Below are 10,677 nucleotides of genomic sequence, written 5' to 3'. Positions count from 1 at the left end.
TCCTGTTTGCCGTGGTCCGGTCAGCAGGATTATTTTTTTATCCAGATCTTCCTGAATATATTTTTCCAAGTATCGTTTCATGGCGTCTATTCTGACATTAATTCCGAAATAGTCAAGACTTTTTCGGAATTAAGTTCGATGTGAAAATCAGATTGCGCCACAATATTTATTTCATATGGCGCAATTATGAAAAACGTGCCAAATTGTTATAATGATCTGTTTTGGGTAACATTATTCGTGAGGCAATAGTACCAGTCCTTATTCTAAAAGCCATTTCCAGATAGGGATTGCGTGTATGTTGTTGTTCAATTGAACCTCATCATCCCAGGTGACAACAGTACCTGAAGAGATTGAAAATTCTTTCATTGCGTTTTGCAGCCCACGATATTCCCTGTCAAAGGTTTTTTGATCTGACAGCTTCCAACAGACCTGGATCAATTTAATTTTATTTGTTATTGGGTGGCGGGCAAAGAAATCGGTTTCAAATCCCTTTTTTGTGTTGAAATATTCTATTTGGTAATTATTTCTTCGCAAATGCATAAAAACCATGTTTTCGAGAATTTGACCATAGTCGGAGCTGTTTTGAAACCGCATGGCATTTAAAAGGCCCGTGTCAATGGTATATATTTTTACAGGGTTAATCATTCTGGCTTTTTCAGATCTGGTGTGAATGGGCACCCGGTAAAAGACAAAGGCATCCGTCAGGTGGTCAAGGTATGCGTAAAGGTTATTTTTTGTACATTTTATAGACATACTTTTCAAGGTGTTGTAAAATTTGTTTATGCTGAACTTTCTGCCGGATGAATGCATAAGCGTTTTTACCAGGTGTTTTATTGCTGTGATATTATTCACCCGATACCGTTCGATCACATCTTTGAGAAGGACAGTATCTATATAACTTTGTAATATTTCGATTCTTATATTGGGATCAATGTTTTGGACTTCAGGAAATCCGCCGATTTGGAAATATTCTTTTACAGCTTTTCTTAAGATAGCAGCTGTCTTTGATCCAAAATTTTCTGGTTTGTCAGCAAACAGATTATGATATCTTAAAAACTCCTGAAAACTGAAGGGGAATATTTCCGTTGTAAGTGAACGTCCTCTAAGACTGGTAGCAATTTCCGTGCTTAATAATTTTGATGATGACCCGGTGATAAATATTTGAATGTTTTCTGAGTCCAGCAGCCGCCGGATGAATAGTTCCCATTGATCAATTCGCTGCAATTCATCAAGGAAGAAATAACAGGTTCTGTTTTTGTTCTCGGGAAACTTACCATAATAAACATCAAGGATTTCTTGGAAATTGCTCACCTTGAATTCAAGCAGTCTCTCATCTTCAAAATTTAAATACAGGATCTGATGCCTGAGGATGTTTTTTTCAAGCAGCTCATTTATTTTTTGAAAACAGAACCAGGTTTTTCCTGAACGCCGCATGCCAATGACAACATCGGCCTTACCTTTTATTTCAGAAAAGGATTGTGTCCGCGGAACGGGACTTGGCAGATTTCGTTCCTGGAAATCATCAATAAATTGTGAAATAATGGTTTTCATATATAGTATTTATCTCTTTTTTAGAGATAAATCAATAGATTTTTATCTTTTGTTCCAGTCTTGTTTGTTTCGTGGTTGTGTAACCATCACGGAGAAAATGAAAAATGATCTGGTGTTGACATGTACACATGAAATGTGTATACATTGAATATCGGACAGTGCCATATCTGTAAAATATAAATAGAGAGGTTATGTCATGAGAACTATCAATGTGAGAGAAACTCGACAGCATATCAGTCGTATACTTGATGCTGTCGTAACGGGTAAGGAATTTATCATTACCAGACGTAATACACCGATTGCCAAGTTGTCAGGAATTCGTCAAGAAGATATAAAGCTCCTTTGTTTTCCTTGTCGGGATAAATTTAGAGCTAAGTTACCCAAAAGTGTGGCAGGCAGTTCAAAACTGATTCGTGAGATGCGTGATGAACGAGGTTGAAATTTATTATATTGATACAAGTGCTTTACTTCCTTATTATCGGGAAGAAGCCATGAGCCGGCCTATTCAGGATTTGTTGATATCCCTGGACCCGCCCATCCTAATAAGTGATCTTACAAAGATTGAATTTGTTTCTGCAATTGCCCGTTGGATAAGAACTGGAGAATTCAATGAAGTTCAAGCCGTTTTGGTAGAAAATACTTTTAACAAGGATGTTAATTCAGGGCTCTTTGAGACTCGCCGGGTAATGCCTGAATGTTTTAGACAAGCTGAGAAATGGCTGTCTGCAAGGAAAACTGCCCTTAGAACTCTAGATGCTTTACACATTGCCTGTAGTTGGGGATATAACGCAAAATTAATTACTTGTGATGCAATTATGCATCGATCAGCAAACAGATTGGGGATTGATAATATATTTTTTAGAGTTGAGGAAGACTGAGTTAGCTGTCGTCCCATGCGAGAAGCATTAATTTCCTGCCCGTTCGGGAATATTTTTATTGCATTTCATAAATAAATATTATATATTCCTGATCGGGAATAAATAATAACAAGCTGAAAAGTATGAACACAAAAACAATTGGCAAACTTGTCAGAAAGTCACGGAAGGAACAGGGCTTAACCCAGGCAGAAGTGGCTGGATATCTAAATATTGGTATCCGTTTCCTGTCAGATCTTGAAAACGGAAAACCGACTGTTCAGATGGAAAAAGCCCTGAATGTATTGAAAGGTCTCGGGTATGAGGTATTTGCTATACCAAAAGCAAACCACAGGCTAATCCGTTATATTGAGGATCATCAAAGTGAAAAGTAAGCTCAACGTTTTTGTTAATCAACTCAAGGCTGGTGAGTTGTGGCTGGATCAACAGCGCCGCTTTTGTTTTCAGTATGATAAAAGCTGGATCAATTCACCGGATAGCTGTCGGTTGTCTATTTCACTGCCCTTGCGGGAAGATCCGTATTTAAATGATGATTCATATTCATATTTTACCAATCTGCTGCCTGAAGGCGAAATTCTGAATGTCCTTTCCAGAAAACTTCAAATTCCTGTCAGCAATCAGTTTGAATTGTTAAAGGCCGTAGGAGGAGATTGTGCCGGTGCTGTGTCGTTATTTGAAGATGGCGCCTTGCCGCCAAAACCCACAGCGTATTCATACAAGATCCTCACTGACGATCATTTGACAAGAATAATAAAAGAGCTGCCTGAAAATCCATTTATGGCAAATGATCCGGGTATCAGACTTTCTCTCGCCGGAGCCCAGGAAAAACTTCCTGTTTCACTTAAAGATAATAAGATCGGAATCTCGATGAACGGCGCACCTTCTTCCCATATTTTAAAGACTCCGATAAAAGATCTTCATGGGACAGTTGAAAACGAAACTTTCTGCATGATGCTGGCCAGGAAAATGGGTCTGCTCGTACCTGATGTTAAAATTATAACAATTAATGAAATCCCTTTATACATAATTGACCGATACGACAGAAAAATAGAAAACGGACAGATTATCAGACTGATACAGGAGGACTTCTGCCAGGCATTGAATGTAAATGCTCAATTAAAATATACCCCAACACTTGACGTGTGTTTTTCACTCATCAGAAATGAAAGTGCTGTTCAAGTCAAAGATACTAAACGATTTTTACAACTTATAATTTTTAACGGTTTAATCGGCAATTCCGATGCTCACGCAAAAAACGTTTCCTTCATCCACGGAGAAAAGGGGACAATCCTGGCACCTTTCTATGATTTATTGTCCACATATGTGTATCCCTATGCAAAAAAAATGGCCATGAAAGTAGGTGGAGGTAGGCATTTCCAGTTTTTAGAGCCCAGACACTTTGAACGGTTTTCCAAGGATACACTAATAAAATACAAAGTTGTGAAAGAAACCCTCGTAACGATGGCTGATAAAATTGCAGGTGAGGCAAAAAACACAACCGAAGAGTTTTTTGACCTGTATGGGAAAAGTCCTGTTTTAAACGAAATTAATGATGTAATTAAAAATTCTTCGAAAGAAAAATTAAAGTTTTTTTCTTAGAAATAATTCAAATCTTGATGATTGACTTATAAATTTTAACAACAAAAATGCACCGGATTTCACCGGTGATCAACGACAAATATTTTTTTACATCAGTAAAACAGAACTACATCTCAACAAAATAACTTTCCCATGAAGCCAGAATCGTCTCTTTTGTCAGTTTTGGTTTTTCATCCCTGTAGTGGGCATTGTTTACCATCCAGTCCAAAATATCCCTGCAGTGGCATGAACACATATTGACCCGCTTTTCTTTATACAGATCAATCAGAAATTTGAAGACATTTTCATCAAAAATCATTCCATTGGACTCACAAACTTTTTGAAAAATCTGCTTATATTCATCCAGGCTTGGGTAGCCAACCTTGATCTTATAGCGGATTCTTCTTAGAAAAGCCTCATCGACCAGTTTTTTAGGTTCAAGGTTTGTGGAAAAGATTACCAGCTGATCAAATGGAATTTCTATTTTCATCCCGGTATGCAGGGTTAAAAAGTCTGTCCTGCGTTCCAAAGGAACAATCCATCGGTTTAAAAGTGTTTGGGAATCTACCTGCTGGCGTCCAAAATCATCAACAATGAAAAGCCCGTTATTTGCTTTCATCTGCAAGGGTGCTTCATAGAATTTTGCAATGTGATTAAAATCCAGATCAAGTCCTTTTAATGTCATTTCCCCGCCCGTCATTATCACGGGCCGTTTTATTTTTACCCATCGCTGATCTGTGGAGTCATCTGGTTCATCAGAGTCAACTCTTACGTGACTTGCCCTGTCAAAGACCGTAATAATTTCACCTTCAACCTGGACGGCATATGGAACACGAATTGTGCCAGGCAGGACTTCTCCAATGATTTCAGCAATGGTTGTCTTTCCGTTGCCCGGAGGCCCATAAAGAAATATTGATTTGCCCGAACTGATTGCAGGGCCAAATTTCTGAACCATGTCGTCAGAAATGACGATTTCGGAAAACGCCTTTTTGATATTTTTTTCATCAACATAAACGCTTTTAACGGTCTGTGCCTCCACCTGATTTCGATAAGCGCGCAATGATACCGGTGCAGGCCCGGTATACCTTGAAACGCTTAACAATTCCTTTGCCTTTTTGATACCGGCTTCTGTAAGATTAAACGTGTATGAGAGTTTGGAAAACTGTCCCGCGCTTTTGACCTGGAGGAAATAATTTTGACGTAAAATATCTATTGCTTCAGTCACGATAAACATGGGGAGTTTTGTACTGTTACACATATCGGTAAAATTGAATACTCTTAAATTCAACGCATGTTTAACAACCAGACTTTCTATAAAGGAATAAGTCAGATCCAGCTTTGCCAGGCTATCCGGTATTTCCGGAACCGCCCTGAAAAATTCTGCGACCTCATCTTCTGTGAGAAATCCAAGCGTAACAATACTGTTTCCTATTCGTCCGCCATGAAGTCTTTGATAATCCAAAGCTTTCTGCAATTGATCATGAGAAATTTTTTGTTTCTGAATTAATTTTTCTCCCATTAAACTGGACATGAGAAATCTCCTGAAAACAAGGGTTAAAAATTAAGAATAAAGGTGATATACATAAAAATGAATATCAGACGGGTAGTCAAAAAGCAACTGAAATATAACTATCAATTTTAACTTGTATATCAAAGCAAACCTGTGGTAAAGATTTTTCAATGACTTCCACTAAAACTAACAATGTAGTAGGGCCATCTATGAAATTAATTGTTCAAATTCCTTGTTTTAATGAAGAAAAAACACTTCCACAGACTATTCAAGATATTCCCAGACAAATTGCCGGTATCAGCGAAGTTGAGATACTTGTCATAGATGATGGTTCAACTGACAACACAATAGATGTGGCAAGAAAAAATGGAGTAGATCACATTGTAAAACATACAAGTAACAAGGGGCTTGCAAAGGCTTTTTCCACAGGTATGGATGCCTGTTTAAGACTTGGTGCAGATATTATTGTCAATACAGATGGAGACAATCAGTATAAAGGAGAAGATATCCCAAAATTGATCAAACCTATTCTTAAACAGAAAGCAGATATGGTTATTGGAGATCGCCAGACCGATAAAATACCACATTTTAGTTTTTCAAAGAAAAAAATGCAGAAAATAGGAAGCTTTGTTGTAAGAAAACTTTCCGGTACAAAAGCTCAGGACACAGTAAGCGGTTTCAGGGCCTTTTCCCGGGAAACAGCTTTGCAGTTGAACATTGTCTCTCCTTTTTCATATACCATAGAGACCCTTATCCAGGCAGGTAAAAAACATCTGACAGTTGCCAGTGTCCCGGTTGGTACAAATCCAAAAAATAGAGAATCCAGATTATTTAAGAGCATTCCAAATTTTATCGAACGGTCAATTTCAACAATGATCCGTATGTACACCATGTATCAGCCATTAAGAATCTTTTTTTACATAGGTTCTTTCTTTATTGCCATGGGGATGATTCCTTCCATCAGGTTCCTTTATTTCTATTTAACCGGAGCAAGCACCGGCCATATCCAGTCCCTTATACTGGCTTCAATCCTTTTTATCATCGGTTTTCAGGTTTATATGATAGGGTTGCTTGCAGATGTAATTGGATTTAACAGAAAATTAATCGAAGAAACTCTGTTAAGAGTTAAAAGGGTTGAGATGGATCATTATTCTAAAAACGAAGACCATCGAACAGTTCCGAATAAAACCGAGTAACTCAGGTATAGCAAATGCCGATTTTATTCAAAAATAGTTATGGAACTAAGCCAAAAGGTCGAATCCTCTGCGTCACCTCAAATTTTCCCCGCTGGCTTTCTGACAGTACAACTCCATTTGTTTTAAATTTAGCAGAAGATTTGCAAAGGATAGGGTGGAAAGTGGATGTTCTGGCTCCCCACGCCCCAGGGGCATATCGAACAGAGGTTCTAAAGAATGTTAATGTTGAACGGTTCAGGTATTTCTGGCCCGAGACACAGCAGACTGTTTGTTATCAGGGTGGGGCACTGATCAATCTTAGAACAGACAAAGTTAATTATTTAAAACTGCCGTCACTAATTGCCTTTGAGTGGTTAAATATTTTTTCTAAACTTATTAAAGGCCGATATGACTTGCTTCATTCTCACTGGATTTTGCCCCAGGGTTTTACCGGAGTGCTTGCTTCCAGACTGCTTAAGATTCCCCATGTAACAACTGTTCATGGCGGTGACGTTTTTGGTTTACAGGGCAAAGCATTAAAAAAGTTTAAACAATTTACGCTGAGTAATGTTGATGCTGTGACGGTGAACAGTTCAGTTACGGAAGAAGCAGTGTTAAAATTAAACCAGAATTTAGATGAATTACACAGAATACCAATGGGAGTCACCGATAAGAACTGGAGCTCTGAGATTGAATCTGAAAAAATAAAAAAAAAATATCAAAAGGGCGTAGGGCCTCTTTTGATATTCATAGGCAGGCTGGTTGAGGAAAAGGGGGTGGGAGATCTAATTCAGGCAGTGAAATTATTAAAAAAGCAAATACCTGATGTTTCCTGTCTGATTGTTGGGGAAGGCCAGGATCGCAAATTATTTGAAAATCTCGTCAAAAAACTCAGACTTTCAAATAGGATTTTTTTCCCTGGATGGATTGAACCTGAGAAGATTCCAGTATATCTTGCTGCGGTTGATATTTTTGTTGGCCCTTCGAGACATGAAGCCCAGGGACTTACATTTATCGAAGCCATGATGGCAAAAGTGCCGGTTATTGCCACTCGGATTGGCGGGATCGTAGATTCTGTTAAGCACGAGGAAACAGGTTTGCTTGTAAACGAGAAGGCACCGGAAGAAATTGCTTTTTCGGTTCAGCGATTGATAAATGAATCGGGTTTGTCTGACAAACTCAAAAAAAATGGATATAAAATAGCAACATCTAAATTTTCTCGAAAAGCGTCGGCAATGAAATTTTCACATTTATTTGAAAGATTAATATTTCCATAAGATATTTTTTTGTTTAAAAGCTCTTCAAATAATTTTCCCTATTTTTTCCTGTTGGAATTCTCAATACAGCCGGGCCGTGTAGCAAGGAATACCAGATGGCCGGAAAATTGAATCTTCAGAAAATTTCGTTCCCGGTGTCCCAGGTCAAATATACGTCCAATAATGTTTATTATTCCATATAGAAAGCTGCGCTTCCATATTGGGTGCAGTAATCTGGACCGGTTGAGCAACTGGCGGTTAATCAACACCGATGCATCGGTTCCCGGGCGTATCTCTTTTAGTTCAAAATTGGCATCAATAAATACTCGAACGATCCCATAGGGAGTGAAGTTAAAAATGCTGTATGAGTGATATGGTTCCAGGTAGGATACCGCACCCACGAACAAACCATTGGGTTTTAATACGCGAAAGGCATCAGCAATCAATGCGTCAGGATGTCGTACATGTTCGAGTACCTGATGACAGTATAGTAAGTCAAAAGAATTGTCGGAGTATGGCAGGTTAACTCCATTAAAATTAGAAAATTGAGCGCTTTTCCGGACACGTTGTTTCACTTCTGGCGAATTATCAATATCAACACCATACCATTCAATGTTTTTGGCCATTTTTTGGAATAGTTTTATGGAATTTCCATCACCGCAGCCTATGTCCAGAACCTTAATATTTTCAGGTGACTGTGCAAAGAATTGTTTCAAATAGGGATACAGTGACTGATGATTAGAGTGATCTTGTGGTAAATAGGCGCGGATCGCCTTATAAATTTCTTGAGATGTAATTTTATGTTTAAGGCCTTTCATTGTGACCATCACCTGTTTTATTTGTTTGATACATTATTAAGCAGTTTTTCTAATTGCATTGAAATATCAGACCAGGATTTAATGTTTTTATAATTTGTTGTCTGGTAATTAAGTCTGTTTTCAAGCACTTTAGTTAAATCTTCCACGTTATCCGGCTTAAAAAGCCATTCGGGATTGTCCATTAAAAGGTCACACGCTCCCCCAATATCAGCTGCTATAATTGGCACGCCACAAGCCATAATTTCCCTTGCTTTTTGCGGGAAACAATATTGTCCGAATTTGTTGTTTTTATTGCAAACAACAGCCACATCCATAGCATTGAAAAGAAGGGGGACTGTTTCGTGGGGTATCACTCCCAAATCATGAATTTTTTTCCCAACCGGAATATCAATATCCCGCGGTCCTGCAACAACAAGGTGAAGTTCCGGATATTTATCTTTCAATAGATCAAATGCCTTGAAAAGCGATGAGATGCCGCGATTGCTACACAAGGCACCAGCAGTACCAACAAGAATTGCATTGACAGGAAGGTTCAGGCTTTGTCTGCAATATTTCTTGTCCAATGGTTTGAATAAATTATCCTGAGCAGCATTTTCGATAACTGCCATGGCTTTCTCCCGGCCATATGATTTCACTAATTTTGCAAGTGGACTGCTGACACAAGTTACACCATCACATTTTCTCACTACCCGGCGATAGATCTGTTTGACAACAGGCAGTCTCCCAATTTTGAAATATTCAAAATTATCATAAAGATCAAATACTAAAGGGATGTCATATTTTTTTGCAAGCAGATAGCCTATAATTCCATATATTGAATCTGAAAATGCCAGGATAATATCAGATTTTCGGGCATATACATCTGCTTTTCGGTAAAACCGAAGCAGCCCTGGAATCTTTAATGTCCCGATATTCATGCTCTCCCATTCTACAGATCCGTCATGAATTGTTAACTCAGCCTTTTTTTGGTAGCTAAGACACAATCCATATACTTTATTATTTCGTTTTGCCAGTTCATATGGGATATTTCTCACACGTCCGAATCGATCATCAATAAGATCTCTATTGGTATACTGGCGTTTGGAGATAACAAAGATATTAAGCATCAAAAGCTAACCTTTCCGGCAATGATTATCAATCAGACTATTTACGCGCTACAATTACCATTTGATGGCAATGATATGGATCTATTTTTTGTAGGATAGGCTGAAGAAAATTTGGGAACGGGTATAAACCAAACCCATACCCTTTTATTTCTCGGAAACCGATGATTTTAAAATAAGAAAGCAGGACCCTATAACTAAAAACGACTATGTGACGGTGAATTGGTGTAACTGCTTCTGGGTCCGGCTTTATGCTTTCATGACCCACTTTCAATAGGCTATCTTGACTTAAGATTTGATTTGAATCCGGGTGTGGCCCACTAGATGGCATTCTCCCAAATAGTATTAATATTGCAGTAAAATAGGTACTTATATTTGGTGTTAATATTATTAGAGTTCCGTCTCTATCCAAAATCCGATAACATTCTTTTAAAAAGCTGCAAGGATTTAATAAATGCTCCAAAACTGATAAGCCGAAAACGCATTTGAATTCATCGTCTTGAAAATTAATCTTTTCGTTTAGATCACCCTGTACGACATTTAAATTTTTTTTCATAGCCTCCATCACAAGACTTTTATTCCATTCTATTCCATAATATGAGTCAGGGTCCAGATGTATAAGTTTTTTTAAAGTGTCATATTTATATCCATTGTTTGCGCCACAGTCTAAGCATTTACCACCCTTTTGTAATGGTTGAGCAATCTCCTTGTGGGCAAGAGAGTAAGCTTCATGCATTGTTCTTAAAGATAGCTGTTTAAAATATTTTTTTAGCATCTCAATTCCCCCCATGATCCCCATCAAATGTAGAAT

11 protein-coding genes are annotated in these 10,677 nt (G+C 38.1%); 6 read left to right on the top strand and 5 right to left on the bottom strand.

What is annotated here, in order from left to right; translation table 11 throughout:
* Positions 1-258: 258 nt before the first annotated feature.
* Positions 259-1,551: an ATP-binding protein gene (locus QAI40_RS06190; RefSeq protein ID WP_299979477.1), complete on the bottom strand. Its 1,293-nt coding sequence runs from the start codon at positions 1,549-1,551 to the stop codon at positions 259-261.
* A gap of 196 nt (positions 1,552-1,747) precedes the next feature.
* Here QAI40_RS06190 and QAI40_RS17165 point away from each other — a divergent pair, with 196 nt between their 5' ends.
* From QAI40_RS17165 to QAI40_RS06175, 4 genes are all read left to right on the top strand, one after another.
* Positions 1,748-1,990 (top strand): type II toxin-antitoxin system Phd/YefM family antitoxin, encoded by a 243-nt coding sequence (locus QAI40_RS17165; protein WP_299979474.1) that lies wholly within the window; start codon positions 1,748-1,750, stop codon positions 1,988-1,990.
* A complete protein-coding gene (locus QAI40_RS06185; protein WP_299979471.1) occupies positions 1,977-2,429 on the top strand; it encodes a type II toxin-antitoxin system VapC family toxin in 453 nt (150 codons plus the stop codon). The genes QAI40_RS17165 and QAI40_RS06185 overlap by 14 nt, the downstream gene beginning before the upstream one ends.
* Before the next feature lie 122 nt (positions 2,430-2,551).
* Positions 2,552-2,800, top strand: coding sequence for a helix-turn-helix domain-containing protein (locus tag QAI40_RS06180; RefSeq protein WP_299979468.1), 249 nt, complete (start codon positions 2,552-2,554; stop codon positions 2,798-2,800).
* Positions 2,790-4,025, top strand: coding sequence for a type II toxin-antitoxin system HipA family toxin (locus QAI40_RS06175; RefSeq protein WP_299979465.1), 1,236 nt, complete (start codon positions 2,790-2,792; stop codon positions 4,023-4,025). The genes QAI40_RS06180 and QAI40_RS06175 overlap by 11 nt, the downstream gene beginning before the upstream one ends.
* 106 nt (positions 4,026-4,131) lie before the next feature.
* Here QAI40_RS06175 and QAI40_RS06170 read toward each other — a convergent pair whose 3' ends face one another.
* Positions 4,132-5,535 carry an ATPase gene (locus tag QAI40_RS06170; RefSeq protein ID WP_299979462.1) on the bottom strand — a complete coding sequence of 468 codons (1,404 nt, stop codon included), beginning with the start codon at positions 5,533-5,535 and terminating at the stop codon, positions 4,132-4,134.
* A 188-nt stretch (positions 5,536-5,723) separates the two neighbouring features.
* Here QAI40_RS06170 and QAI40_RS06165 point away from each other — a divergent pair, with 188 nt between their 5' ends.
* Together QAI40_RS06165 and QAI40_RS06160 are read left to right on the top strand one after the other, a co-directional pair.
* Positions 5,724-6,710 carry a glycosyltransferase family 2 protein gene (locus QAI40_RS06165; protein WP_299979459.1) on the top strand — a complete coding sequence of 329 codons (987 nt, stop codon included), beginning with the start codon at positions 5,724-5,726 and terminating at the stop codon, positions 6,708-6,710.
* A gap of 14 nt (positions 6,711-6,724) precedes the next feature.
* Positions 6,725-7,966, top strand: a complete 1,242-nt coding sequence (locus QAI40_RS06160; protein WP_299979456.1) for a glycosyltransferase — start codon at positions 6,725-6,727, stop codon at positions 7,964-7,966.
* Positions 7,967-8,004: 38 nt separating this feature from the next.
* Here QAI40_RS06160 and QAI40_RS06155 read toward each other — a convergent pair whose 3' ends face one another.
* The 3 genes from QAI40_RS06155 to QAI40_RS06145 are packed head-to-tail and all read right to left on the bottom strand — an operon-like array spanning position 8,005 to position 10,656.
* Entirely contained in the window at positions 8,005-8,763 is a 759-nt protein-coding gene (locus tag QAI40_RS06155; protein ID WP_299979453.1) for a methyltransferase domain-containing protein, read from the bottom strand.
* 17 nt (positions 8,764-8,780) lie between these two features.
* On the bottom strand, positions 8,781-9,869 hold the full coding sequence (locus QAI40_RS06150) for a glycosyltransferase family 4 protein (RefSeq protein WP_299979451.1): 1,089 nt from the start codon (positions 9,867-9,869) through the stop codon (positions 8,781-8,783).
* 37 nt (positions 9,870-9,906) lie between these two features.
* Positions 9,907-10,656, bottom strand: a complete 750-nt coding sequence (locus QAI40_RS06145) for a class I SAM-dependent methyltransferase (protein WP_299979448.1) — start codon at positions 10,654-10,656, stop codon at positions 9,907-9,909.
* Positions 10,657-10,677 lie beyond the last annotated feature (21 nt).

It is taken from the genome of Desulfobacula sp. (assembly GCF_030611305.1).
Lineage (GTDB): Bacteria > Desulfobacterota > Desulfobacteria > Desulfobacterales > Desulfobacteraceae > Desulfobacula.
Note: the sequence above shows the minus strand (reverse complement) of the source record. Positions and strands in the feature narration are given on the sequence as shown.

What these genes read in the sequence shown, in the direction of transcription:
- QAI40_RS06190 (WP_299979477.1), bottom strand. Translation starts at nt 1,551, where the DNA reads ATGAAAACCATTATTTCACAATTTATTGATGATTTCCAGGAACGAAAT.
- QAI40_RS17165 (WP_299979474.1), top strand. Translation starts at nt 1,748, where the DNA reads ATGAGAACTATCAATGTGAGAGAAACTCGACAGCATATCAGTCGTATA.
- QAI40_RS06185 (WP_299979471.1), top strand. Translation starts at nt 1,977, where the DNA reads ATGAACGAGGTTGAAATTTATTATATTGATACAAGTGCTTTACTTCCT.
- QAI40_RS06180 (WP_299979468.1), top strand. Translation starts at nt 2,552, where the DNA reads ATGAACACAAAAACAATTGGCAAACTTGTCAGAAAGTCACGGAAGGAA.
- QAI40_RS06170 (WP_299979462.1), bottom strand. Translation starts at nt 5,535, where the DNA reads ATGTCCAGTTTAATGGGAGAAAAATTAATTCAGAAACAAAAAATTTCT.
- QAI40_RS06165 (WP_299979459.1), top strand. Translation starts at nt 5,724, where the DNA reads ATGAAATTAATTGTTCAAATTCCTTGTTTTAATGAAGAAAAAACACTT.
- QAI40_RS06160 (WP_299979456.1), top strand. Translation starts at nt 6,725, where the DNA reads ATGCCGATTTTATTCAAAAATAGTTATGGAACTAAGCCAAAAGGTCGA.
- QAI40_RS06155 (WP_299979453.1), bottom strand. Translation starts at nt 8,763, where the DNA reads ATGAAAGGCCTTAAACATAAAATTACATCTCAAGAAATTTATAAGGCG.
- QAI40_RS06150 (WP_299979451.1), bottom strand. Translation starts at nt 9,869, where the DNA reads ATGCTTAATATCTTTGTTATCTCCAAACGCCAGTATACCAATAGAGAT.
- QAI40_RS06145 (WP_299979448.1), bottom strand. Translation starts at nt 10,656, where the DNA reads ATGGGGGGAATTGAGATGCTAAAAAAATATTTTAAACAGCTATCTTTA.